15 protein-coding genes and 2 pseudogenes are annotated in these 26,401 nt (G+C 67.4%); 9 read left to right on the top strand and 8 right to left on the bottom strand.

The genetic code is table 11. The annotated features are described in order from the left end of the window. Positions 1 to 110 (top strand): integrase core domain-containing protein (locus LOK55_RS13265; RefSeq protein WP_229935756.1); only part of this gene is annotated, 110 nt, incomplete at its 5' end. On the opposite strand, the gene LOK55_RS13270 is transcribed toward LOK55_RS13265, so the two are convergent. Then, complete coding sequence (locus tag LOK55_RS13270) at positions 107 to 931, bottom strand: DUF563 domain-containing protein (RefSeq protein WP_229935742.1); 825 nt, start codon at positions 929 to 931, stop codon at positions 107 to 109. The two genes, LOK55_RS13265 and LOK55_RS13270, sit on opposite strands and share 4 nt — an antisense overlap. A gap of 402 nt (positions 932 to 1,333) precedes the next feature. Here LOK55_RS13270 and LOK55_RS13275 point away from each other — a divergent pair. Further along, positions 1,334 to 2,595: pseudogene (locus tag LOK55_RS13275) on the top strand (ISL3 family transposase). Between the two features lie 1,002 nt (positions 2,596 to 3,597). Here the strand turns inward: LOK55_RS13275 and LOK55_RS13280 are convergent. The 6 genes and pseudogenes from LOK55_RS13280 to LOK55_RS13305 form a co-directional block, all read right to left on the bottom strand. Further along, positions 3,598 to 4,629: pseudogene (locus tag LOK55_RS13280) on the bottom strand (glycosyltransferase family 2 protein); the annotation flags it as partial. Positions 4,630 to 5,260: 631 nt separating this feature from the next. After that, the gene (gene rfbB, locus LOK55_RS13285) at positions 5,261 to 6,259 is read right to left on the bottom strand and encodes a dTDP-glucose 4,6-dehydratase (RefSeq protein WP_229935743.1); all 999 of its coding nucleotides are present in this window, start codon (positions 6,257 to 6,259) and stop codon (positions 5,261 to 5,263) included. Beyond that, a complete protein-coding gene (gene rfbA / locus LOK55_RS13290) occupies positions 6,259 to 7,128 on the bottom strand; it encodes a glucose-1-phosphate thymidylyltransferase RfbA (protein ID WP_229935744.1) in 870 nt (289 codons plus the stop codon). Before rfbA ends, rfbB begins: the two co-directional genes overlap by 1 nt. 47 nt (positions 7,129 to 7,175) lie before the next feature. Continuing rightward, positions 7,176 to 9,554, bottom strand: coding sequence for a glycosyltransferase (locus LOK55_RS13295; RefSeq protein WP_229935745.1), 2,379 nt, complete (start codon positions 9,552 to 9,554; stop codon positions 7,176 to 7,178). 8 nt (positions 9,555 to 9,562) lie between these two features. Continuing rightward, positions 9,563 to 11,896 carry a glycosyltransferase gene (locus LOK55_RS13300; protein WP_229935746.1) on the bottom strand — a complete coding sequence of 778 codons (2,334 nt, stop codon included), beginning with the start codon at positions 11,894 to 11,896 and terminating at the stop codon, positions 9,563 to 9,565. Between the two features lie 21 nt (positions 11,897 to 11,917). Next, positions 11,918 to 12,958, bottom strand: coding sequence for a hypothetical protein (locus LOK55_RS13305; RefSeq protein ID WP_229935747.1), 1,041 nt, complete (start codon positions 12,956 to 12,958; stop codon positions 11,918 to 11,920). Between the two features lie 24 nt (positions 12,959 to 12,982). On the opposite strand from LOK55_RS13305, the gene LOK55_RS13310 reads away from it, so the two are divergent. The 3 genes from LOK55_RS13310 to LOK55_RS13320 all read left to right on the top strand — a co-directional run bounded on the left by LOK55_RS13310 (position 12,983) and on the right by LOK55_RS13320 (position 16,797). Beyond that, positions 12,983 to 14,032 (top strand): hypothetical protein, encoded by a 1,050-nt coding sequence (locus tag LOK55_RS13310; RefSeq protein ID WP_229935748.1) that lies wholly within the window; start codon positions 12,983 to 12,985, stop codon positions 14,030 to 14,032. Positions 14,033 to 14,129: 97 nt separating this feature from the next. Further along, a complete protein-coding gene (locus tag LOK55_RS13315; protein WP_229935749.1) occupies positions 14,130 to 15,017 on the top strand; it encodes an ABC transporter permease in 888 nt (295 codons plus the stop codon). Between the two features lie 52 nt (positions 15,018 to 15,069). After that, on the top strand, positions 15,070 to 16,797 hold the full coding sequence (locus LOK55_RS13320) for an ABC transporter ATP-binding protein (RefSeq protein WP_229935750.1): 1,728 nt from the start codon (positions 15,070 to 15,072) through the stop codon (positions 16,795 to 16,797). 11 nt (positions 16,798 to 16,808) lie between these two features. Here LOK55_RS13320 and LOK55_RS13325 read toward each other — a convergent pair whose 3' ends face one another. After that, complete coding sequence (locus LOK55_RS13325; RefSeq protein ID WP_229935751.1) at positions 16,809 to 19,142, bottom strand: glycosyltransferase; 2,334 nt, start codon at positions 19,140 to 19,142, stop codon at positions 16,809 to 16,811. A gap of 55 nt (positions 19,143 to 19,197) precedes the next feature. Here LOK55_RS13325 and LOK55_RS13330 point away from each other — a divergent pair, with 55 nt between their 5' ends. The 4 genes from LOK55_RS13330 (at position 19,198) to LOK55_RS13345 (ending at position 25,889) form a co-directional block, all read left to right on the top strand. Then, positions 19,198 to 20,364, top strand: coding sequence for a nucleotide sugar dehydrogenase (locus LOK55_RS13330; protein ID WP_229935752.1), 1,167 nt, complete (start codon positions 19,198 to 19,200; stop codon positions 20,362 to 20,364). A gap of 58 nt (positions 20,365 to 20,422) precedes the next feature. Next, positions 20,423 to 22,492: a hypothetical protein gene (locus LOK55_RS13335; protein WP_229935753.1), complete on the top strand. Its 2,070-nt coding sequence runs from the start codon at positions 20,423 to 20,425 to the stop codon at positions 22,490 to 22,492. Positions 22,493 to 22,531: 39 nt separating this feature from the next. Then, positions 22,532 to 24,313, top strand: a complete 1,782-nt coding sequence (locus tag LOK55_RS13340) for a DUF4012 domain-containing protein (protein ID WP_229935754.1) — start codon at positions 22,532 to 22,534, stop codon at positions 24,311 to 24,313. Positions 24,314 to 24,407: 94 nt separating this feature from the next. Beyond that, positions 24,408 to 25,889 carry a sugar transferase gene (locus LOK55_RS13345; protein ID WP_229935755.1) on the top strand — a complete coding sequence of 494 codons (1,482 nt, stop codon included), beginning with the start codon at positions 24,408 to 24,410 and terminating at the stop codon, positions 25,887 to 25,889. The last annotated feature ends 512 nt before the right edge of the window (positions 25,890 to 26,401 follow it).

A 26,401-nucleotide genomic window follows, 5' to 3' on the forward strand; every position in this document is an offset into this window, starting at 1 on the left:
CGGCATACGAGACCTGGCTGCATCACTACAATCACCACAGACCCCACACCGGGATCGGCGGCCAGACCCCCTCAGCCCGCGTTCACAACCTCACGTGGAAGTACACCTAGGCGAGTAACTCGCGCAACCTGTTTCGCAGATGGTCGAGGTCCACGCTCCCAGGTGTTGCTTCGGCGTAAGCGATGTGCGCCGTGGGCTGCCTCTTCGCGGACGAGATAGCCCTCTGGGTTGCGACGACGTTCGATCCCGTTCTGGTATCGCCGAGTTCGATGACTCTCGCGCCGGGTTTGGTGAAGACGCTCAGATGCAGAGCTGACCCTGCAGCGCCCGCCACAATAGGCGCCTGCCGTGCCAGGCGGATCTGCTCCGTTACCGCCAGCGTCTCGGGATAGACGACGCGGAACCCGAATGCGGCGAAAACGTCGTCAACCGCCTCACTGTTCTTCACTTCTCGCCCGCTCGTCACGCCATTTGCGAGCTGCTCAGCCTGAAACCTTGATCGACTGAGGTAGATGGACGGTCCATCACTATCAGATGCGCCCTCCGCGGCCCTGCTCGAGACCAAGTCCCAAACTCGTGTCGCCACGGGGTGGATCGCCACCTGGTAGTGGTACGTCCTTGCGGGAACGACGAGTTCCGCATACCGGGACGGGTCATCGTCGATGACGTGTATGGGCTTGCTCGATAGCAGTCCAACAATCTCGAACTGCCAGTCGAACGTCTTCAGAGAGTTGAAGCGGTGGGCGCAGATTCCATCGAACCCGCGCGGATCCTCGAGCAGCGGCCAAAGAGTGGGCAACGTCTCGACGAGGAAATGACCGAACCCGTGCATCCAGCTCCCCGCGTACAGCCACCGCCCTGCGTGCGTTCGTTCGATCGCTTCGCCCCGCTCACGTCTCGAAAGAACGGGAGGATTAACGGACAGAACCATGTCCGAGTTCATCCCGCCTTTCCGTTGGGACAGGTTGATGAGGCGGCCGCTCGTGTCGTAGATCGCACCACGAACGTAGCTTCGACGCGGATTTGGTGCGTCCCAATAGACTGCCCCGCTTTCCGCCCTTGAAGCGATGGCCCCCTGCACGGTTTCCGCAACAATCAGTTCGTCCGGCAGATTCGGGGCTCTTCGGACTTCCGGTGGGGGTGGGTGATGTGCGGGGCCGCGTGGTGACGGGGTGGGGCGGGTCGAGGCCCCGAGGATCGGTAGCGATCAAGCTTCCTTTCCGTTCGGAGACCTCGACCCGTGCCCGATGCTACGGGGTGCGCCGCTGCGTGCCCGTCTTCTGCTGTCTACTGTGTTCGCTGCGATGTGCTCGTCGGCCTCGGCGGGCTGCACGTGGTGGCTGTCGAGCGCTGCCGCGACGGCGTGCTCCTGATCGACGTCGAGTCCCCGCCGGGGCCGGTCGGGTGCCCGGGGTGCGGGCAGGTCGCCGAGTCGCGGGGCCGGAAGGCGCTCGTGCTGGTCGATGCGCCGATGAGCGCCGCTGCGGTGCGGGTCCGGTGGCGCAAGCGCAGGTTCCGGTGCGCTGATGAGGCGTGCCCGAGGGAGTCGTTCACCGAGCAGAACGCTCTGGTCGCCGCGCCTCGCGCCAAGGTCACGGCCCGAGCGGTGATCTGGGCGGTGGGGCAGATGCGGAGGGAGAACGCGTCGGTGCAGGGCGTCGCCCGCCAGCTCGGGGTGTCGTGGCGCACGGTCTGGCGACACGTCAGGCCGGTGCTCGAGACGCGCGCCGCGGACGAGTCCCGCTTCGACGGGGTCACCACGCTCGGCGTCGACGAGCACCTCTGGCACCACGTGTCCACCAGACCCGTCGCCGATGGCGGGCGGGGTCCGAAGGAACTGACCGGGATGGTCGACCTGTCGCGCGATGCGTCCGGGCGGGTGAGGGCCCGCCTGCTGGACCTCGTGCCCGGGCGCAGCGCGAAGGCCTACGCCGACTGGCTGCAAGAGCGCGGGCAGGAGTTCCGTGACGGGGTGCAGGTCGCGACGCTGGACCCGTTCGCCGGCTACAAGAAGGCCCTCGACGACGAGCTCGACGATACCGTCGCGGTGCTCGACGCGTTCCACGTCGTCAAGCTCGGCACCACCGCGGTCGATGAGGTCCGCCGCCGCGTCCAGCAAGACACCCTCGGGCACCGCGGACGCAGAGGTGATGCGCTCTACGGGATCCGCAACATCCTCCGCGCCGGGCAGGAACGACTCACCGACCGGCAGAAGGCCCGGCTCGATGCCGCGTTCACGCAGCGCGAGGAGCACGTCGAGGTCGACGTCGCCTGGCAGGCCGCGCAGCAACTCCGCGACGCCTACCGGCATGCCGACCTCGCCACCGGGCGCAAGATCGCCGAGCACGTGCTCGAATCGCTCCCGACACCTGCCCGATCCCCGAGATCGCCCGACTCGGCCGCACCCTGCGTCAGTGGCGGGTCGCGTTCCTGTCCTACTGGGATACCGACCGGTCATCCAACGGCGGCACCGAGGCCGTGAACGGCCTCATCGAACTCGCCCGCCGCGTCGCCCGCGGCTTCCGCAACTACGACAACTACCGACTCCGCATGCTCCTCATCGCCGGCGGCCTCGACCCCACCACCCCCACCTAAAGTCCGAAGAGCCCCATATTCGTGGCCATGGCTGCCCCCTACGAAGATGAGATCGTCGGGACTTTCAACCAGAGACAGGTCTGGGCGGAACCGTTCGGGCGAGGTCGCCTGCAGCAGCGGTTCGACCGTCCTGCCGGCACGCGCTGACATCCAAGCCGCCCATTTCTCCGACGCCGCGAACACCACGTCATACGACCGCACCTCGTCGACAGTCACCAGGTCGGGTCTGCTGATCACCCACATGATGTTCAGCGCACCTGGCTGCGGAGGAATAGCGTGGCGGCCGCGCAGCGTGAGGATGACGTCATCCAGGTACGACGTCGGTCGGGTCCATGCCTCATGTCTGTCGATGACGACCTGCTGCCCCTGGGTGCGCAAAGCCTTCGCGAGGTCGTTCGCGAAGGGGATGTCGCCCCAGTGGTCACCGCCGCGCGTGCAGGGAACGCCGGTCTTGATTGCCCATCGCAGCGACGCAGGAGCAGCGCTGGACTGCACCTCGACTCGATCCGCATCACGCATGAGAACCGGGTTGGCCGAGGGGAAGCCCGGGCCGAAGGTCGGGGCGAAGCGAGTGAAGGTCATGGATAGCGACTCGTAGCGTCGTCGATCTTCGGGTTCCCGGTTCCCGGACCAACGCTCCAGGTATGTGCGGCGGTTAGCGCCCTGCCGCCGATCTCGGTGTGCCGAAGACTTTCGTTCGTGGATGACGATCGCACGCGTGGTGCAGGAGAAGTTCGCGTGGGCAATGTCCCGCCGTGCGCGCAGGCAGAGATCGACATCTTCGAGCCCGTTTGCATAGAGCGGGTCAAACCCGGAGAGGTCTGCGAAAGCGCGGGCGTCAAAAAGACTCGCACTCGCGCTGATCGCCGTGAGGTCGTTGAGGTCGACATCGGTCGCGTCGTCGATGGTGAGGTCCGCGAGGAGAGCGCTGGGAAGCGGCACCCCGTCGTAGAACGCGTAGCCGGCGTGCTGAACGGTGTAGTCCGGGTTCAGGAGGACACCCTGGACGCCGAGAGCCCCAGACTCGCGCTGCTCATTGGACAATGCCTCGAGCCATCCGTCGCGCGGATCGGCATCGCTGTCGAGGAACGCAACGCACTCGCCGGTCGTCTGGGTGTAGCCGTAGTTCGCGGCGAGTGCGAAGTTGTTGTTCGCAGGCAGGCGGAAATAACGTACGCGCGGCTCGCTGAGGTACCTCAGCACGAGTCGACGTCCAATCGCTTCGCGTGACCCGTTGTCCACAATGACGATTTCCAGATCGCCGCTGAAGCTGTGCAGAAGTCGGTCGATGGAACGCACGCTGTGCCCCGTCGCACCAGCGATCACGATGACCAAGCTTGTGCGATCCGCGATGCGCTGAGCAGATCCGGCGCGAACCGCGGACCAGTCGATGAGGTTTCGCTCCTTGACGACCCACTGCCAGTGGAGCGATTCGCCTTGCGTGATGCGCCCATCGGTCGTCTTGTTGTCATACTCGCACCCGATGAACGGCAGGTACTCCAGGCGTCCGATCTTCGCCAGCCGAAGCACGAGGTCGTAGTCGACCCATCTACGCAACGTGACATCGAAATGACCGACCTGGTGCAACGCGTGAGAACGCACGACGATCACGTTCAGATCGACAGAGTTGCCCAATTGCAGGTCCGCCAGCTGCGCATCGCCGCCGCGGTATTCGATCCTGCCCTCGTCGCCATGCAAGCGCAGTGCTGCATGCGTCGCGACCGCCTGTGACCTGTCGAGCGCGGCCAACGAGAGTTCGAGGAAGCGACGGGTCCAGCTGTTGTCACTATCGAGGAAGGCGATGAACTCGCCGCTCGCTTCGCGGAGTCCGGTATTGCGGGTGGCGCTGACGCCAGCGTGCGGTCCCGCGAGCAGGCGCACGCGGGAGTCGGCCCGGGCGTACTCGGCGACGATGTCTCGAGTCGAATCGGTCGAGCCGTCATCGACCACGATCAATTCGAGCTGTCGATGCGTCTGCGAGAGGACCGACTCGATCGCCTTCCCGGCCATGTCTGCGCGCTTGAGTACAGGCATAATCACCGAGACGAGCGCGTCGGAGCCAGTGCCCGCCGAAGTGATCTGCGCGACCCATTGCTGGGTCGCTGTGCGATCCCACTTCTTGCGTCGCGGGGGGAGCGAGGCGGCGAACTGTTCACCATACTGATCGGCGAACTCCAAGAGAGCGGAACGAGCATGAGCGAGGGTGGGCGGCGTACCCTCGAAGTCTTCGGGAACGGGAAGCGGCAGATCGGAGCTCCATCCGGCGAGCTCCGTCAGCGGGTCACCGCTGAGGACGCGAGGGTCGAACAGCGGCCCCCACGCGTGGGTGCGAGCATCCGGCGTGCGGAGGTAATCGAGCAGTTGTGCGACTCCGTCGTCGTTTCGGCTCGCCTCACGTACGGCGGGAGGCAGGAAGTCGATCTCGATCAGAGGATGAGGTGATCTCCCCGACGCAAGAGCATGGTCGACATAGTGTTGGGCCAGTTGTCGCGGGGTCCGACCCAACTCGTGCGAGATCTGCGCGTAGAACGAGTGGTCGAAGATTCCGCTTTGCAGTAGCGCTTTCGCGGCGGCGCTACGACCGCCACTGAGTGTCGGGCTCCACCGCGCAACGGTTGTCGTCCTGTCAGCCTCGGCCGGCCTTCTGAATCGAGGAAACAACGCGTCACTGTCCTTTGCTGGCGTAGAAGGCTTCGACGCCGTCTTTGTCGGCGGCCCACCAGGGTTCGTTGGTCTTGTACCAGTCGATGGTGGCGGCAAGGCCTGCTTCGAAGTCGCGGTATTGGGGTTGCCAGCCGAGCTCGGTGCGGAGTTTGGTGGAGTCGATCGCGTAGCGCAGGTCGTGGCCGGCGCGGTCGGTGACGTGGTCGTAGGCGTCCGCAGGCTGACCCATGAGGGTCAGGATCAGTTCGACGACGGTCTTGTTGTCCTTCTCGCCGTCGGCGCCGATCAGGTAGGTCTCGCCGATCCGGCCCCCATCGAGGATGGTGAGGACAGCGGAGGAGTGGTCGTCGGCGTGGATCCAGTCGCGCACGTTCTCGCCCTTGCCGTAGAGCTTGGGACGGATGCCCCGGATCACGTTCGTGATCTGGCGGGGGATGAACTTCTCCACGTGCTGGTACGGGCCGTAGTTGTTGGAGCAGTTCGAGATCGTGGCCTGCACCCCGAATGACCGCACCCATGCCCGCACGAGCAGGTCGGATCCGGCTTTGGTGGACGAGTACGGGGAGGACGGGTTGTACGGGGTCGACTCGGTGAACCGTTCCGGGTCGTCCAGCTCGAGGTCGCCGTAGACCTCGTCGGTGGAGATGTGGTGCAGGCGCGTGCCGTGCTTGCGGGCCGCCTCGAGCAGCGTGTACGTGCCGATGATGTTCGTGTCGACGAACGGGCGCGGGTCGTTCAACGAGTTGTCGTTGTGCGACTCGGCCGCGTAGTGCACGACAGCATCCGCGTTCGCGAACAGGCTGTCGACGAGGGCCGCGTCGGTGATGTCACCGACGACGAGGTTCACCCGGTTCTCGGGCAGACCCGCCAGGGAGGCCCGGTTGCCGGCGTAGGTGAGTTTGTCGAGCACGGTGACGGTGTGGTCGGTGTGGTCCACGACATGGTGGACGAAGTTGGAGCCGATGAACCCGGCACCCCCGGTCACGAGCAGATGCGCCATCAGCGGCCTCTCTTCAGAACATCCAGCAGGTACGTCCCGTACCCGCTCTTCACCAGCTTCTCCGCCCGCACCCGCAGGTCATCGTCGGAGAGGAACCCTTGCCGCCACGCGACTTCCTCGGGCACCCCGATCGACATGCCCGTGCGGCGCTGCATCGTGCGGACGTACTCCGCGGCATCGGTCATCTGATCGAAGGTGCCCGTGTCCAACCACGCCGTCCCCCGGGGGAGGACCTCGACCTGCAGGTTCCCCCGCTCCAGGTACGCACGGTTCACATCCGTGATCTCGTACTCACCCCGCGGAGACGGGGCGAGAGTCCGGGCGATCTCGACGACGTCGTTGTCGTAGAAATACAGCCCCGGGACTGCATAGTTCGACTTCGGCTGTGCGGGCTTCTCCTCCAACGAGATCGCCCGCCCCGTGTCATCGAACTCGACGACACCATACGCACCCGGTTCCGCGACCCAGTACGCGAAGATCGCCCCACCATCCACATCCGCGTACTGCTTCAACTGACGACCCAGACTCGGCCCATACAGCAGGTTGTCACCCAGCACGAGAGCGACCTTGTCGCCACCAATGAAGTCCGCCCCGATCGTGAACGCCTGCGCAAGACCATCCGGCGACGGCTGCACCGCGAACCTCAACGACACCCCGAACTGCGACCCATCGCCCAGCAACCGCTCGAAGAACGGCGCATCATGCGGCGTCGTGATCACAAGGATCTCATCGATCCCCGCGAGCATCAGCGTCGACAACGGGTAATAGACCATCGGCTTGTCATACACCGGGATCAACTGCTTCGACACACCCAGGGTGATGGGATGCAGACGCGTCCCCGAACCGCCCGCAAGAATGATGCCCTTCATAGGAAAAAATCCTCCCACACCCGCCCGCACGCGCCCGAGTCGATCACTCACCACCGGAGCAGGCGGCGCTTGACGGTCTGCGCCGCGGGGCGCAGCCACGGGGCGATGTCGAGGACAGCCTCCGCGGCGGGGCGGGCCTTGTCGACGATCTTCCCGCGGACGGAGTCCCGTCCGGTTGCGGAGCGAGACGGCGACGTGGCCGCAGACTCCGGTCGTGCGGCGCGTGCGATTGATCGCGAGCGCTGTTCGGCGAAGTCGATCGTGAGGTCGATGAGGCGCTGGGCGTCGTCCAGTGTCGGCTCCGGCGAGTGCTCGGCAGACAGCGTGTCCGTGAGGAGCTGCGCATAAGCGGTCACGAAGTCGTAGTCGAGATCGCGCTGCGCCGCGGCGACGGACGCAGCCGACATTCGCGTGTAGAGCTCGGGATCTGCGGCGATCGCCGCGATCCGAGTGGCCAGCGCGGCGGCATCCGCTTGCGGGGCGGTCACCACACCGCCGTTGTCCTTGGTGAGTGTGAGCCACGGCAGCTCATACATCGCGACGGGCAGCCCGCGCGACTGCGCCTCCGGGATCGTCAGCGGGTAGCCCTCGATCACACTTGTGTTGACGAACACGTCAGAAGAGTCGATCGCCGCGATCAATTCCTGACCGCGTAGCGGCCCCACGGCCAGCACGCGCTGGCCGAGTCCGCGTTCGCGAGCCATCGCATTGAGCCGTGCGGCGCTCATGTCGCGCCAGTCCGGCCCGACGATCCGGAGGCGAAAGTCGACGCCCAACCGAGCAAGCTGCTCCGCGACATCGATCAGCTCGGTCACACGCTTGCTGCGCTCCTGCAGCCGGCCCCACCAAATGAGCTCCAGTCGTCTGCCGTGGGGTGCAGGTATCGGAGCAGATGCCAGCCCCGCGTCGAGCAGGAGCGATGACGGCGGGTTCGGCAGGTACGACACCCGCGGCATCCCGCGGAGCTTCCAGAACGCGACGTCCAGCGGTGAAAGCACGACCAGGTGCGACAGCAGTGCGAAGTACCGCGGCGCACTCTCCAACCGGCCCAGGCCGAACAAGATCGACCGTCCGGCGAAGTTGTGCGACCAGGCGATCGTCGCCGCGCCGTCCGCACGCGCCGCGAGGGCGAACGCCTGCCATGCCGTCGAATACTGCCACTGATGCTCGACCACGAGGTCGACCTCGTGGCTCGCACACACCCGGCTCCACTCCGCAAGCGCGGCACCGAGGGGGGCGGCCGAGACTTCGGCGAAGTCCACGCCGGCGGGCACCAGCGCCTGGTCGCTCCCCGGCTCCCGCGCGACGACCGTGACGCGGTAGCCGGCCTCGTGAAGCACACGCGCCTGCGAGATGATGACGCCGGAGATTCCGCCGGTGCGCAGGTGGTTGGTGGCAAGCACGATGCTGCGCACGGGGCGCTCCGGCAAGGTGATCCCGCCCGGGTGGGCGGCGAGCGTGTCGACGTCGTCGGGCCAGTGCTGCGCCGTGGATTGGACGATGTCGCGGGCGGACGCGCGCGAGTACAGGTCGGCGAACACATCGTCGAGCAGATCTGCGCGTGTGTGCTCCGCGAGGTAGTGGGTCGTGTAGCCGATGATCGCGCGCCGCACCGATGCATAGGTGGCGAGCACCGCGTCGGGGGTCGCCGACGAGCGTGCGATTTCCGTGACGGCGGGCTCGATCGAGTCGATGGACCGAATCGCGCCCGCGTAGAACGATGCCGTCTCGAGGTCGCGCACCTTCTGCCCGCTACCCCCTCGCCCGAAGTGATAGCGATACAGGCGGTCCGGCACCGACGCGTAGCTCGTCGCCAGAGCGGCGGCGAGAAACGCGATCGGCAGGTCGTTCAGGCGGGGGAGGATCAGATCATCCGGCATCAAGGCATACGCATCCAGCAGCAGCTGTCGGCGGAACAAGTACTTCCACAACTGACCCTGCGCGACGGTGTCGAGAGGGAATAGGCCACGGAGCACGTCGAAGTCCCTGAGAGCGGTGTGCCGCGGCTGCAAGCGCGCCTCGAACCGGCCGCCGGTGCGCCCCTCACGGTTCACGACATCGATGCCGAACTGGACGAGATCGGCGTGCGTCTCCCGTGCCTTCGCCAGCACCACCGCTGCGGCGTCCGTGCCGAGTTCATCGTCGCCGTCGAGGAACATCAGATGATCCGCTCGTGCGGTGAGGATTCCGACGCGACGCGCCTGGAAGGCGGAGGAGTTGTGCGCTTGACGCACGAGACGAATGCGGTCGTCCGCCGCCGCGTAACGTTCGATGACGGCTGCGGTGTCGTCGGTGGACGCGTCGTCGACGACGATGACCTCGATCGCCGTGAGTGTCTGGGCGAGGCAGCTGTCGAGAGCGCCGGCGATCACCTCCGCGTCGTTGAAGACGGGGATGACGATCGATACGAGAGGAGTCGTGTCCATGAGGTCTTTCAGGTGCGGCGCAGCAGCACGCTCTTGACGTTGCCAGCGAGGGGTCGCAGCCACGGCGCCGCGTCGATGACCCGGTGTCCGAGCGGGGTGAGCTTGCGCTCGATGCGTTCACCGAGCGTGCGCGGACGTCTGCGGCCCCGTCGTGCTCGCGCGCGCGGCACGGCGCGGCTCGGTGTCGCGCGCGGCGGGGGCGTGCTGTGCTCGGCGAAGAAGAGGAGCAGGTCGAGGATGCGTTGTCCATCCCCCAGCGTCGGTTCGGGGGAGTTCTCCGGCGGGAGTTCGCCGTACATGAGTTGCTCGTAGAGTTGAGCGAAGTCGTAGGAGGTGGCGCGCGCCGCCGCCGCGACCGATGCCTGCGACATCGCTTCGTAGCGCGTCGGGTCGGCAAGCACGTCGGCGATCGCGATCGCGAGTGCCTCGGGATCGTGCTGTGGCGTCGTGATGACCCCGGGGTTGTCCTGGATGAGCGAGAGCCATGGCATGTCGTACATCGCGATGGGAAGTCCGCGCGACTGGGCTTCGGGAATCGTCAGCGGGTAGCCCTCGATGATGCTCGTGTTCACGAAGACATCGGACGAATCGATCACCTCGAGCAGGTCTGCGCCGTGCCGGGGGCCGGTGGCCATGACCCGATCGGCGATGCCGCGCTTCGCGGCGAGCTCGTGCAGGCGCTCCGGATTCATGTCCGCCCACGCCGGGCCGACGATGCGAAGCCGGAAGTCGACGCCGAGCTTGCCGAGCGCCGCCGCGACCTCGACGAGCTGGGTCACCTTCTTGGTGTGCTCCTCGAGGCGGCCCCACCACACGAGTTCCGCGCGACGCCCGATGGGGGCCGGTTTCCCGGCATCTGTTCCGCCCGCGTTCAACAGGAACGGAGACGGCGGGTTCGGCAGGTAGCTGACGTGCGGGATGCCGCGCAGCTTCCAGAACGCCACGTCGAGCGGCGACAGGACGACGAGGTGTGCGAGCGCATCCAAGTGCGTCGCGAGCAGTGTCTGCAGGTCATTGCCGTTGTACGTCGGGCGACCGGCGAAGTTGTGGATCCAACCGATCGTGGCGGCCCCGGCCGCCCGCGCCGCGAGGGCGAATGCCGGCCAATCCCGGGAGTACAGGATGCGGTGGTCGATGACGATGTCGACGTCGTGTCGCCGATACAGCTGCGCCCACTGCGCCACGCGCTGCCGCCGACTCGTGCCGGTGAGTTGCACGAGCGTGGCACCCTCGGGGACGAGGTGCTCGGCGCTGCCCGGGCGGTGGGTTGCGATCGTCACACGATGCCCGGCCGCGAGCAAGAACCGCGCCTGGGTCAGCAGGACGCCCGACACCCCGCCTGTGGTGAGGACGTTCGTCGTGAGCAGCACGCTCTGCACGGGCTTGCGGCCGAGTTCGAGGCGCTCGCCTTCGGTCGCCAGCAGCGGCATGAGATCGGGAGCCAGGGTCACCGCTGCCAGCACGGCATCGAGTTCGTAGGTGGGGTCGTGCAGCCAGCCACGCTCATCCGCACGCTCGGCGGGCGACAACGCCGCGAATCGGGCGAGCGCGTCGGCCACGAGCGTGAGCACGCCTGCCTGATACGCGTCAAGTAGCGGTTCCGGATTCGCGTCCCGGCGTGCCCGGGCGCGGACCTCAGGCTCCACTGATCGAAACTCGTCAATGCGCGTGCGGGCGCTGTGGAAGTCGGCAAGCGGAGACGGTGTGGTGGCTTCGAGCGGGGCCGATCCACGCTCGTACTCCACCGTCTTCACTGCGGTGTAGGCGGCGGCCGCCGCGTAGGCGAGCAGAACGATGCCGCGGTCATCCATGGTTGGTGTGGCAGCCGCCGCGTAGGCCTCGCGCAACAGCGCCGTGCGGAACACTGCGCGCCACGGATCAAGCCGAGCTGCCGTCTCACGGGGAACGAGGTAGCGGATGATGTCCGCTCCCTCGAGCGAGTTCCCCGCCGCGACAGCCAGTGTCGTCTGCGCGCCGGTGACGTCGTGGGTGGTCACGCCGAAGCCGACGATGTCGACATCGCTGGGCTCGATCAGCCGGTGCAGGTGGCTCGCGATGCCGGTGTGCACCTCGTCGCCCGCCTCGACGGTGAGGACGTAGGGCGCGGTCACGGTGTCGAGGCCGGTGCGCCGTAACTGTGCCACGGGGGTACCCGCAGGCTGGGTGACAGTGCGGACGCGCGAGTCAGCGACGGGATCGGTCGTTGCGGCGTTGGTCGCACGCACATAGACGACTTCAACCTGCCGCAACGACTGCGCGAGGCACGAGCGCAGCGTTGCTTCGGCCGCGCGGTCTCCTTCCTCGGCGGTGACGATGAAGGAGAGGAGAGGCGTCGAAGTCATGCGGTCCGGGTCCGTCGTCGGTCAGCGTCCGGCCGTGGCCCGGAACACGGCTGAGTACTGCGCGCTGATTTCGTTCGGCTCGCGCGCATCCAGGTTGGGTCGGCCCACGGGCGGATCCGTGCGGAAGCCTCGCAACGCGTCCTCCAGCTTTGCTGCGGTCAACGGCGCCGGGTAGCGGCGCACCCAACGCTGCCCGACTTCGTCGGCCAGCGATCGCGTGGCGGGGGAGTCTTCCACCAGGACGGGACGATCGAGCGAAAGTGCCCAGAGGATCAGGCTCTGACCTTCATAGCTCTCCGGGGCGGTGACCAGCACGATCTCGGCACGACCGATCTCCTCCACCGACGCGGCATCCGACAACGCCTCGTCCCGCAGCGACATCGTATCGGCGTGATCGCCCAACGTTCGCGAAAACGATTCCGCCAACGGCTCCGGCACCTCGCCGGCGATGCGTAGCGTCCAGTCGCCGGGTTCGGTCGCAGAGAAAACTTTGATGACGGCTTCATATGCCGGGCCGAAGGTGGTGTGTGCGGTGATCAGGATGCGTCCCGCGTGTGCCTGTTCGCGCGGGAAGCCGAGAAAGCGCGCACGCAGGTGGCTGTGCGCGATGACGACGGCTTCGTGCCCCGTCGCGGACGTCGACGGGGTCAGAGCGATAAAACTTGCGACGGCCCGGTCGAGAATCGCCTCCGCGCGCGACGGCGCGCGCCCGCGCTCGTCGGGCTGGACGCTCCGCACGAGCGCGGTCCCTTGGCGCCGCAGCAGGGTGACGAGCCGTTTCGCGCGGCGCGCGCGCTCATATTCTGAGGTCAGCCCGCCGCCGATGGCGTGCGTGATGTCGGTGAGATGCACGACATCCACGTCGTGTGCGCGCGCGGGGTTCGTGCCGTACTCGCGCACGACGTCGGTGGGAGCCTCGCCGGCCGAGTCGTCGCCCACCAGCTGGTCGACGAAGTCGAGGCGGTGCCGGGGCGGGCGCGACGTCACGAACACGGTCGGTGGGGCGCCGTCCGCGCCCGATACAGGCCGCTTCCGGTTCCGGAGACGCGGCACGGAGAACACGGACCCACCCTAAAGTAGGGTGCAGTGATTTTGAAACCGGTTCAGCACGTCTTCGCGCACCTCAGCGGGCAAGACGACAACCTCGGCGACTCCGCACTGCGCGTCGCGTACCTCGAGGCACTCCGGGGTGCGGGGCGGCACGTCCACGTGTACCTCGGTGAGGCCACAAGTGACTACACGGCGGGCTTCGTCGCCGCATCCGACCTGACCTTCTACGACCGCCGGTTGGAGTGGGCGGATGCCGAGGCCGCCGCGACGCGGCCGGTGCATGCCTTCAACGCGGGCGAGATCAATCCCCGCGTGGGTGGCTTTCCGGTGGCGCGCCGCGCCGCCGAGTGCGCTCGCGTGCTCGACGGGGGCGGTGCCCTGATCTTCGCGGGCATCGGCATCAAGGACGTCAACAACCTGCGCGGCGTCGCGTTCGACCCCGTCATGCGGGGAGCCTCGGTGATGTCGTGGCGCGATCAGGGCTCTCGCGATGGTGCCGGGTTCGGCGAGTACGCGCCGGACTGGGCGTACTCCGAAGGATCTCCGGTCGAGGAGTGGGCTCCGGCGGACCAGCGACCGCTGCTCGCGGTGACGTTGCGCTTCGACCGGGCGTGGCCGGGCGAGGCGTGGATCGCCGCCGTGCGCGCGTTCGCGGCGGCTACCGGATCCCGCATCGTCACGGTGGCGCAGGTCAGCCGCGACGCTCCGCGCGCGGTGCGGTTGGCCGATGCGCTCGGCGGTGAATACCTGACCCCGCCCAGCATGCGCCACGACGACCTCGACGTCTACGGGCGGGCGGTGTACCGGCAATCGCTCGCCGTCATCAGTGACCGCGCGCACGGGCTCATCATCGGCGCGACCGAGGGCGCCTACCCGATCGGCTCCGGGAGTGACCCGCAGAAGATCGCCCGCCTGCTGACGGCTGTCGGGCTCGGCAGCCTGGTCGGTCGCTACGACGAGTTCGAGGAGTTCGCGGCGCGGTTCGAGGCGCATCTGCCTGGATTGGCGCCCGCGATCAGTGGTGCGCGCGCCGACGTCGCGGATCTCACCGCACGCATTCGTGCCGCGATGGATGCCGTCGCGTGAGCCTCGTGCGACGGTCGATGGCGTCGCGCCGATACGGGAAAAGAAGACCCCCGCGCTATCATCGAGGGCGAGTCATGCACACGGAGGGGTACCCACCGTGTGCACCGTGGTCAGAGAGGTAGCGATCCCCTTTATGGATGCCCGCCTTCCTGCCCCCGCCGAAGGACTATACGAGGTCGGTCGCCGACCGCCGCTCGGGGAATACCTCGCCGAAGCGTGGAAGCGCCGGACGTTTGCGTTTACTCTGGCGTCTTATCGGCTTATCGGCGGGCTCCTTCGCAATCGACTAGGTGTCTTGTGGATTGTGCTCAAACCGCTCTTGATGGCGATCCTCTACGGCTCAGTATTCAGCTTCATTCTGTCGGGTGCAGCCCGTCCCGACGACTTCGTACCGTTCCTACTCGTCGGAATATTCATATTTGAGTTCTTTACTGGGTGTTTCGGCAGTGGCGCTAAGGCCGTCACGGGCAACGGCAAGCTTGTGCAGAGCTTGGGTTTCCCTCGCATCCTGCTCCCGGTCTCTGTCGTTGCCGAACAGGCGATGAGAATTGTGCCGGTGATCGTGCTCCTCGGCATCCTCCTCGTGATCCTCGGCGAACCGATCACCTGGTCGTGGTTGCTCATCGTCCCGGTTCTCGGGCTGATGGCGATGTTTAACCTCGGGATCGCCCTGATCTTTGCGCGGCTGTCGGTTCAGGCGCGAGATGTCCAGCAACTCATACCTGTCATCACACGTGTCCTGTTCTACGCCAGCGGCATTTTCTTCAGCATCGACGGTGCGCTGGCGGACTATCCCACGCTGTTGACGTTCGCCCAACTTATTCCCACGTATGAGTTCATCGCGCTGAGCCGAGATGTACTTCTCGAGTCCCATTCTGTCAGCACCCTCGTGTGGATCGCGGCGCCGATCTGGGCGGTCGGAACATTATTCATCGGTGTCGTGTACTTCTGGCAGGCCGAGGCGAGGTACGGCCTCAGTGACTGACGTTCTGCTCCCCTCCGGCGCTGCCGTCACGAGTGCGGCTGGGGCGCGCCCGATGATCGTCGCCGACAACGCGCACGTCAACTACCGCGTGTACGCATCCGGCAAACGGTTCAATCCGCGGGAGAACATGCTGCGCCTAAGCGTGCTCCGGGGAGGCCGTGAACTTCACACAATCCCGGCGCTCCGCGGTGTGAGCTTTACCGCTTCAGAGGGTGAGACGATCGGCGTCATCGGGCACAACGGTTCGGGAAAGTCGACACTCTTCCGTGCGATGACCGGTCTCATCCCCACGGCTGAGGGGACCATCTGGGCGGCCGCGCGGCCTGTGTTGCTCGGCGTCAATGCGGCGCTTGTGCCCGAGCTCTCTGGTGAGAACAACATCAAGCTGGGGCTCCTCGCGATGGGGTTCACGCCGGATGAAGCGGCGGCCCACGTCGATGAGATCGCAGACTTCGCCGAGCTGAACGAGTTCCTCTATCACCCGATGCGAACGTACTCCTCCGGCATGAACGCGCGGCTGCGCTTTGCCATCGCTTCGGCCAAAACGCATTCGATCCTGCTGATCGATGAGGCACTCTCGGTCGGTGACCGGAGGTTCAAGGCGAAAAGCGATCAGCGGATTCGAGAGTTGCAGCAGAGCGCCGGTCTCGTGATGATCGTCAGCCATTCGGTCGGATCTCTCCGAGACACGTGCGAGCGCGTGCTTTGGATACACAAAGGTGAGCTCAGGGCAGACGGGCCGTCGGCCGACGTCATCGATGAGTACGTTCGCTGGACGAAACAGCCAGGTAGCGTCGCCGTCGGCGCGGCCAGCGATACCGCGCCGAAGACAGGTGCCGCCCCGTCGAACGCCCCGGCCTCTCCTGAGGCGCATCCCGATGCGTCCCTCTCGCCGCTGGAGAAGCTCATCGCGGATGCTGCGTCAGAGGCGAAAGAGCTCATCACCCCCGCGGAGGGGTTGCGCACGGCAGCGCGACGCGAGCGCTACCGGCAGGAGGCATCCGAGCGTCTCCGCCGACGGGTGTTGATCGGGGTGATCACCGGTGCGGCCATTCTCCTCGCAGCGGCCGCCGGTGCGGCGGTCGCTGTGATGGGCAGCCTGACGCGCGCCGACGATGGCTCGTCCACGACGCGCGAGCTCGCCTCACCGCCCGCGATTTCCGCGTTTGCGGCGGCTACGCCGACCGTCGCGTGTGCTGCGCCCACGGGAACCGCGGAAGCGAAGCTCAGCTGGGAGGCGGACGACGCCGTGTGGGTCGCGCTCGCGGCGGGCGCAGCCGAGATCGACGCGATCGACCGCCCCCTGGCCAGCGGCCTGCCCGACAAGACCGACGCCTACGCGGTCGCCTTCCCCTGCACGGAGGAGGCTCGCGTGTACACGTTGACTGTCGCGGGCGGCGAAGGATCGAGGGTCAGCTCGACCGTGACGCTCACGCGCGCTCTGCCCCCTGAGCCCACCGCGACACCGGCGCCCGACGAGGAGAGCGGCGGCGGCTCCAACGGCTTCGTCGACGAGAGCGACGGCACAGACGGCGGTGGGTCGACGGTCACCGACCCAGGAACCGGCGGCACGGATCCCGGCACGGGCGGCGGCACGGATCCCGGCACGGGAGGCGAGACCAATCCGGGTACCGGTGGCGGCACGGATCCCGGCACGGGTGGCGAGACCGATCCGGGTACGGGTGGAGGGGAAACCGATCCGGGCACGGGAGGCGGCGAGACCGGCGCTCCCGTCGAGCCGGACCCGCCCGCCGAGAGCGACGGCACCACGGAAGGCTGAGCCGGAGCTCCTCAGCGTGCCCCCAGCCACCCCTTCGCCCGGTGCGCGAGGGGGCGGAGCCCGGGAAGGCGGCGCAGCACGGCCCGTCCCCACGGGGCGGCCGTCGCCCACAACCGTTCTCCCCGGAGGGAGACGAGACCTGTCGACCGGCCGAGTCGGTGTGAGCGCTCGGCGTAGAACACGAAGAGGCCGAGAAGTCGGCGCGCGTCGTCTTCCGTCGGCGCGCGCGAGAGCTCGGGGCGCGCGACCCCGGCGACGAGGTCGCGGTACAGTCCGGCGAAATCGTGATCGGTGGCGCGCCGCGCCGCGGCCAGGGACGACGCCGACAACTGCGCGTAGTCGTCGGCGTCTGACGCCACGGCGGCGATACGCGCGGCCAGACTGCGGGCGTCGCCCTGGGCGACCGCGACGACACCGTCGTTGCCCTGCACAAGCGGCAGCCACGGCAGCTCGTACATGAACACCGGCAGCCCGCGGGACTGGGCTTCGGCAATCGTCAGCTGGTATCCCTCGATGATGCTGGTCGACACGAAGGCATCCGATCGGTCGATCGCGGCGATCAGCGCGGACCCGTGCAAAGGACCGACCGCACGCACCTCGGCTCCGACGCCGCGGCGGCGTGCCTCGGCGTTGAGCGTGCGGGCCGTGAAATCCCCCCAGTCCGGGCCGATGACGGTGAGGCGGTAATCCACCCCGATCCGCTTCAGCTCCACGCCGACGTCGACGAGTTGGCGCACCTGCTTCGTGCGCTGCTCGAGACGCCCCCACCACACCAGCTCGAGCCGCCCGCGCGGCGGTTGCGGCGACGGCGGATGCGCGACGCTGTCGGTGAGAAGCGGCGACGGCGGGTTCGGCGCCCACGAGACGTGCTCGATTCCGCGCAGCCGGAAGTACGCGACGTCCAGCGGCGAGAGCGTCACGAGGTGTGCGAGCGTGCCGGCGCATTCCTCGATGAGGCTCAGACGGTCGGTGCCGTCGTAGATCGGCCGGGCGACGAAGTTGTGCAGCCAGCCGATCGTCGCCACGCCTTCCGCGCGCGCCATCAGCGCGAACTCCGGCCAGTACTGCGTGTACAGCACCTGGTGGTCGATGATCACGTCGACCTCGTGGTTCCGGCAGATCCCCGCCCACTCCTTCAGGCGCTCCGCGAGCGAGCGCCCCGTCATCTCCACGAAGGTCGTGCCCGCCGGGATCGCCCGCTTCTCGCTGCCCCCGCTGCGTGCCACGATCGTCACGCGATACCCCGCCTCGCGCAGATAGCGTGCTTGTGCGCTGAGCACGGCGGAGACGCCTCCCGTGCGCAGCGTCGATGTCGCCAGCAAGACACTGCGGACAGGGCGATCGCTGCGCGGCATCCACGGCGTGTGGCGCCGCAGCGTGCTGAGCGTCTGCGGATAGAACGTCGCGGCGGCGTGAACGATATCGTGCGCCGAAGCGAGTGTGTGCAGGTGGGCCAGTGCCGCATCGAGAACGGGTCCGTCGGCCTGCTGCGTCAGCTGATAGACGACGTAGCCGAGGATCGACGCGCGCACCGAGGCGTACGACCGGCGGATGGGCTCCCCATCCGCCGCCGCCGAGGCGATCGTCTCGACGGCGGCGGCGATCGCGTCCACCGACACCACGGCCGAGGCGTAGAACTCGGCGCGCTCCACCGTGTCGACACGGTGCCCGCTGCCGCCGCGACCGAAGTGATAGCGGTAGAGCCGCTCCGGTGCCGACACGTACGACCGTGCCAGCGCTGCCGCGAGGAACAGCAGCGGAAGATCATTGACCCGTGCGAGCGCCAGATCGTCCGGCACCAGCGCGTACGCCTCCCGCAGGAGGCTCGTCCGGTACAGGTGCCGCCAGAGCTGACCCTGCGCGCGGCCCCCCTCGGGGAACAGTCCGGTGAGCACGTCGATGCCGTCGCGCCGGTCGTGGGCCGGCTGCAGACGGCGCTCATACGTGCCGCCGGTGCGGCCGTCGCGTTCGACGACGTCGACGCCGAACCCGACGATGTCGGCGCCCGACTCCTGGGCCAGCCCTCCGACGACCTCCGCTGCGCGCGGGGCCAGCTCATCGTCGCCGTCGAGGAACAGCACGTACTCCCCGCGTGCGGCGAGGATGCCGGTGCGCCGGGCCTGAAACGCCGTGCGGTTGTCGTCGTGGCGCACGAGGCGCACCCGCGGGTCACCGAGCGCGACCTGCTCGATGATCCCCGCGGTGGCATCCGTCGAGGCGTCGTCGACGCAGACGATCTCGACGTCGGCGAGCGTCTGCGCGGTGGCGCTCGCCAGCGCGGCGCGGATCGACGCCGCGTCGTCGAAGACCGGCACGACGATGGAGACAAGAGGAACCGGCGACATCGCCGTCGACTTTATCCCGTCGGGAGGGCCTGTCTCCTGCCGATACGCTGGAGAGGTGAAGATCGCGATCGCCGGAACCGGGTACGTGGGGCTTTCGAACGCGGTGATTCTCGCACAGCACCATGAGGTCGTCGCCGTCGACATCGACGAGCACAAGGTCGCCCTGCTGGCGCGCCGGCAGTCGCCGATCGTCGATGCCGAACTCGAGGAGTACCTCGCCACCCGAGAGCTCGATCTCACCGCCACGCTCGATGCGGAAGACGCCTACCGTGATGCCGAGATCGTCGTCGTCGCCACGCCCACCAATTACGACGAGGTCACGAACAACTTCGACACCTCCTCCGTCGAAGCGGTCGTCGCGGACGTCGCCGCGGTGAACCCGGCTGCGACCATCGTCGTGAAATCGACGGTGCCGGTGGGGTTCACGGCGCGGGTCGCAGCCGAGCACCCGGCATCCACCATCATCTTCTCGCCGGAGTTCCTGCGCGAGGGGCGCGCGCTCTACGACAACCTCCACCCGTCGCGCATCGTCGTCGGCGATCGCGGCGAGGCGGGCCAGCTCTTCGCGCGTCTGATGCTCGAGGGCGCGATCGACACCGATGTGCCGGTGCTGCTCACAGACTCGACCGAGGCTGAGGCGATCAAGCTGTTCGCCAACACCTACCTCGCCCTGCGCGTCGCATACTTCAACGAACTCGACACCTATGCCGCCGTGCACGGCCTCGACACCAAACAGATCATCGAGGGCGTCGGGCTCGACCCGCGCATCGGGTCGCACTACAACAACCCCTCCTTCGGCTACGGCGGCTACTGCTTGCCGAAGGACACGAAGCAGCTCCTCGCGAACTACTCCGAGGTGCCGCAGAACCTCATCGCCGCGATCGTCGACGCCAACCGCACGCGCAAGGACTTCGTCGCCTCCGACATCCTCGCCCGGGAGCCCCGCACCGTGGGCGTCTACCGATTGATCATGAAGTCCGGCTCCGACAACTTCCGCGCCTCATCGATCCAGGGGATCATGAAGCGCATCAAGGCGAAGGGCGTCGACGTCCTCGTCTACGAGCCGACCCTCGACGACGACGAGTTCTACCACTCCGAGGTCGTCCGCGACCTCGATGATTTCCTGACGCGCAGCGACGTCATCATCACGAACCGCATGGCCGACGCGCTCTCGGGCGTCGCCGACAAGGTGTACACCCGCGATATCTATGGCAGCGACTGACCCGAGCCCGGACGTTCGCGATCGCGGGCGCCGCACCACGAAGGGGAGACCTCCGCACATGCGACGCCGCACTGCTCTCATCACCGCGCTCTGCGCTCTGGTCGCCCTCGTCGGCGTGACGGCGGCGATCGTGTGGGGTGCCGCGACGCACCCCGACGCGAAGCCCACGGTCAGCGCCTCGCCGTCGCCCTCGCCGACGGCGACGGCTGTCGCGCTGCCGCAGGTGGCCGCGGTCGAGGGTGCCGTCGCTGACTGGCAGCTCGCGCCCCGCACGGCGGTCGCCGAGGTCGGCCCCGAAGTCGGGGATGCGGCGGACGGCAAGATCGCGCTCGTCGTCGACGCCCCCACCGTCGACGCCCCGATCCGCGTCGCTCAGATCACCGCCCCGGTCGTCGATGGCACGACCTACGACGTCTCCGCACGGGTGCGCCTTCTCGCCGAGAAGCCCACGGCGGTCGACGCTGCACTCGAGGTCGGCGCAACTGCGATCGCTCTTCCCGCGCTGGATGCCTCGTGGACCGAGATCACCGGCACGGTGACCGTCTCGGGCACGTCCGAGCTGTCCATCGCCCTCCGGGTGGATGCGCCGGTCACCGGTCTCGCGATCGACGACATCGTCGTGGCGGAGAAGAAGGGCGCCAACGTCGTGCCCAACGCGTCGTTCGAGAACGTCACCTTCGCGCATCGCGTCGTCAACACGTCACTCCTGATGCGCACGGAGACGGCCTTGCTCTCGGTGGTGCTCACGCCGGGCGAGGCGACGTGGACGATCACCCGTGGCGACGGGACGTCGGGGTCGGATCCGGTCGTGTCCGACGGCTCGGTGACCTCCGACGGCTCGGTGGCGACGATTCCGGTGTCCGCACTCGGCCAGGGGTACTACATCCTCCACCTCGCCGACGCGGCGGGCGTCCTGACGACCGCGCCGTTCGCCATCGTCGACGGAGAGGTCTCCAACGCCGACGACCGGTTCGGGGTCAGCGTCCACGTGGAGAACGCGCTCTATGATGCGGCGGCGCGGTACACGCGCTCGGTCGGCGGCGCGGAGATCCGCAACGACGTGCTGTGGCGGCGGAACGAGAAGGTCGCGGGCCAGTATGACTGGGACCCGGTCTACGCCGACGGCTTCGACAAGATGCACCAGAACGGCATCAAGGTGCTCGGCATCGTGAACTACGGCAACAAGCTCTACAGCAACACCGACAAGGTGCCCGACAATCCGGAAGCGCTCGCGGCCTACGGCAGATACGCGGCGGCGATCGTGCAGCGCTTCGATCTCGTCGGCGTCGAGGTCTACAACGAGTTCAATCACGCGCGGTTCAATACGTCGAACTGCGGCACCGCCCCGGAATGCTACGTTCCGCTCCTCGAGGCGGTGCACACCAGCGTCAAAGCTGTCGATCCGGCGATGCCGATCGTCGCCGGGGCGACCGCCCTGTACGACGGTCCCTGGTTCGACGGTCTGTGGCAGGCCGGTGGCATGGCCTACACCGACGTCGTCAGCTACCACCCCTACCTGCTTACAGAGCAGCAGCTGGGCGAGACGATCGACCAGTCGTTCGAGAGCATGCGCACCCACGCCGGCGACGTGCGGCCCGTGTGGATCTCCGAACTGGGCAACCCGTCGGTTCCCGGGTGGAACACCGTCGCGGTGCAGGCATCCTCCGTTCTGAAGATGTACGCGGTGACCCTCGGGCACGGCGCGCAGAAGATGTTCTGGTACGACCTGGTCAATGACAGCGACGACCCCGCCAAGGCGATGGAGAGCAACGCCGGGCTCTTCTACTTCCCCACCGACGGGGTCGCCGCGCTCACACCGAAGCCGTCGGGATTCGTCTACGCGATGATGACGCGAGCGCTGTCCGGTCGCGCCGCGCAGCCGCTCACCGCCCCGATCGCCGAGGGGGCGATGTCGTTCGACTTCGGCACCGGGGTGAACAAGAGGACCGTGGCGTTCTCGACCACCGGCGCCCCGATCGAGGCCAGCGTCGCGTCGTCGCGGCCACTCGACGTGCTCACCCTCGACGGCGCCGTCACGACCGTCTCGCCCGTGCGCGGACAGGTCAGCGTGACGGTCCCCGTCGACGGTGTGATCATCTCCGAGCACCGCGAGGGTGACGCGCACTGACGCCGAAGCCTCCCAGGTTGCCGACATTAGGATCGAATGATGCAACACGAGACCCGGCGCGCGGCGCGCGAAGCGGCCGCGCGCGAGGCCGCCGTGCAGGATGCGCCGACCGCGCCGCGCGAACGCCGAGGCAACCGCAAGCGCACGGTGGGCATCGTGGTGGCCAGTGTCGCCATCGTGCTGATCGCCGCCGCCGCGTGGGTCGCCTTCCGTGCACTCACGGTCAAGGGCGAGCTCGAGGCTGCGCAGAGACTTCTCTCCGACTCGAGCACCGACATGACGATGCAGGAACGGGTCACCCGAATGGGGGAGCACGCGCACAACGCGGCGTCGGCGGCCGGCGACCCGATCTGGCGGGTCGCCGAGTACATTCCCGCAGCCGGTGACAATCTGCGCGCGGTCCGTGTGTCCAGCGAGGCTCTCGACGTCGTCGCAAACGAGGTCGGCGCGCCGGCGTTCGCCGCGATGGACGCGAACGGCGACGGCTCGCCGTTCACCAGGCTTCTTCCCGTTCTCGAGGCCGCGACCCCCGAGGTCACCGCGGTTGCCGCGTCGGTGGCAGACGCGGCATCCTCCGACTTTCTGATCGGGCCGGTGCGCTCGGGCATCGACCAGGTGAACACGGTCGTCGGCTCGGCCGCGCCGGCGCTGGAAGTGGCGCCGCTGCTGCTCGGCGCGGACGGGGCGAAAAACTACCTCCTCGCGTTCCAGAACAACGCCGAGTTCCTCGCGCTCGGGGGAAGCGCCGCCTCCCAGACCCTCGTCTCGGTGGACAACGGTCAGATCGGCATCGCGGGTCAGGCGAGCAGCGCCGACTTCGCCAACGGTGTCGCCGTCGACGTGCCGGTCGATCAGAGTGCGCTCGACCTCTACTCCTGGTACCTCGTCGACCACGTCAACACCACGATGAGCCGTCCCGACTTCCCGACCGCCGCGACGCTGTTGAAGGCGTTCTGGGAGAGGGACATCAGCCCTGGCCCGGTCGACGGGGTCATCGCGATCGATCCGATCGCTCTCGGCCGCGTGCTCGAGGCCACCGGCCCGATCACCGTCGGCGATGTGGAGATCACCTCGAAGAATGCCGTCTCGGTGCTGCTCAAAGACGTCTACACCTGGTGGGACCCGTACGCCAGCAAAGCGGAAGCGCGCGCCTCGGACGCGTTCTTCGCGAGTGTCGCGACGGCCGTCTTCGATCGGGTCGCCGCGGGCGACTTCGATCTGAAGGACATGCTGTGGGCCGTCAACGAGAGCATCGAGAACGGTGACCTCATGATGTGGATGCAAGACCCTCAGGCGGCCTCGCTGCTCGAGGGCCAGCGCGTCGCCGGCGTGCTGCCGCGAGACAACGCCGACGCGACCACCGTCGGGGTGTTCTTCCGTGACGCATCGGCCTCGAAGATCGACTACTACATGAAGTCCGACGTCGATCTGAACCGCACGTGCACCGACGGCGAGTCCACCTTCACGGTGACGACGAATCTGCATCTCGACATCTCCCAGGACGACGCCGACGACCTGCCCCGTTACGTGCAGAGTGCCGTCTGGAGGTCCGAGCAGTTCCGCACGGAGGTGTTCGTCTACGGCCCTCCCGGCACGACCTTCGCCGGGTTCACTGCGGATGGGCGAGACATCGTCCCCCTGCGCACCGACATCACCGATCTCGGCCGGCCGGTGGCCGCGTTTCAGCTCACCCAGCATCCCGGCGAAAGCGGTGCGGTGACCGCGACCTTCACCGGTGCGGGCGATTTCGCACCGCTCGAACTGCGTTCGACGCCGATGGTCCACCCAGTGAAGGTGACGATCGACGACGGCTGCTCCTGAGCGGCTCTGTCAGGGAATCTGTGAGTCTGTCCTAAACTGGGCGCCGGGGCGGATGGCCTCGCGTACCGGATTCTGTCGGGAGCACAGCAGAGTGATGTTGCGAAGAGCCAGCGCAGGGGTACGCGCGTCTTCGAGCTTCGTCCCCGCGCGACGCTCGTCTCGCGACTGGCCGACCCGCTACGCGCGGTGGCTGGCATACAGCGACTTCGCCGTCCTCGTGGTCATCTTCGGCACGTTCTGGATTCTCGCGCGCACGCTCGAGTTCGAACGTGTCTCGTGGCCCGACGGTCCCGACCTGCCGTATTGGGTCGTGATCATCGCGATGGAGGTGCTGTGGTTCATCGCACTCGCCGCCTTCGACACGAGAGAGCGTCACATCGTCGGCAACGGCCCGCTCGAGTACGCGCGCATCGCCAACGCGGGCGTCGCTCTTTTCGCCCTGCTCGTCTCGCTCGCCTTCTTCCTGCGGATCGAGGTGTCACGGTCGCTTCTGCTCGTGGTCGTTCCCCTCGGCACCATCGCGCTGATCCTCTCGCGATGGATCTGGCGGCAGTGGTTGCGCGCACAGCAGCGCGCACGGAAATACGTCTACCGCGCCGTCGTGCTCGGTGAGCCGCGCAAGGCGGCGCACATCATCAATTCCATCCGGCGCACCTCGGGCACAGGGTTCGAGATCGTCGGTGTGGTCACCCAGGGCGACGGCATCACCGCGGTGGAGGGCGTGCCGGTCGTCGGCGGCTTCGCCGGCGCAGCGTCGGCGCTGGATGCCGTCGATGCCGACACCCTCATCGTCGCCGGTTCCGACGAGGTGGATCCGGGCATCATGCGTCGGCTGGGTTGGGCGATCGCCGACCGCGACGCGAACCTCGTCGTCGCGCCGCAGTTGACCGACGTGGCCGGCCCGCGCATCCACTCCCGACCCGCCGCCGGGCTTCCTCTCGTCCACGTCGAGTACCCGACCCTCAACGGTTATCGCGGGTTCGTCAAGCGCTCGTTCGACATCGCGGCCGCCGCCGTGATCCTGGTGGTCGCGTTGCCGGTCATGATCCTCACCGCCGCCGCCATCCGGATCGAGGGCCGCGGGCCCATCATCTACAGCCAGACCCGCATCGGGCGCGGCGGCAAGCCGTTCGCGATGCTGAAGCTCCGCTCGATGGTTCCCGAGGCGGATGATCAGTTGGCGAGCCTGCTCGATCTGCAGGGGACGAGCACCCGTCCGCTGCACAAGGTCGTCGACGATCCCCGGATCACTCGAGTCGGCCGGTTCATCCGCAAGCACTCCATCGACGAGCTCCCACAACTGTTCAACGTCATCGCGGGCACGATGAGCCTGGTCGGCCCCAGGCCGCAGCGCGCCGCGGAGGTGGCGTTCTACGATGACGCCGCCGAGCGCCGGCTGCTGGTCAAGCCCGGAATGAGCGGCCTCTGGCAGGTCGGCGGACGGTCGCGACTGGATTGGGAAGATGCCCTGCGCCTCGACCTGTACTACGTGGAGAACTGGTCGTTCATGCAAGACCTGCAGATCCTGTTCCGCACCGTGCGTGCCGTGGCTGCGCCCGGCGAGGGTGCCCGGTAGGGCCGGGGCGACGCTCAAGATCGTCCAAAGAGCGCCCGGGCCGACCGGGGTCTGCTCGCCTCGGGCGGGCTGACGCGACCCTGTTCCTCAGGGGTCGCTCAGGAACTCCACAAGTGCATGGATCGCACGTGTCACTGATGGGATGTTGCTATAGGCTCGTGAAGAGTGTCCTCCTGGGGGAGGGCGCGAACCAACTCTCCTGGCAGAGAGTCACGCCGGCTCTCCTGTGGGAGGGTCGTTTCCGTCGCATCCCGAACACTGCGGCGGCACCTTCTCGGGAGAGTACGTTATGCGCGCGCGCACGCCTGCACGGAACGGAGGCTCGTCGCGTCTTCGCGCGACGACGACTTCCAGAACCGTGCCGTTGAGCCGGCGCACGTACAACATCTTCGTCGGTGTCCTGTGTACTTCCTCGGGAGGTTGTGAACGGGTGAGGTAGGCGAAGACCTCCGGGCAGGATGTGGGTTACCACACTCGCATCCTGACCACGGAGGTCTTCGTGTCTCACGCTA

Origin of the sequence: Microbacterium sp. F2E, assembly GCF_020905435.1 — a bacterium.
Taxonomy (GTDB): domain Bacteria; phylum Actinomycetota; class Actinomycetes; order Actinomycetales; family Microbacteriaceae; genus Microbacterium; species Microbacterium lacticum.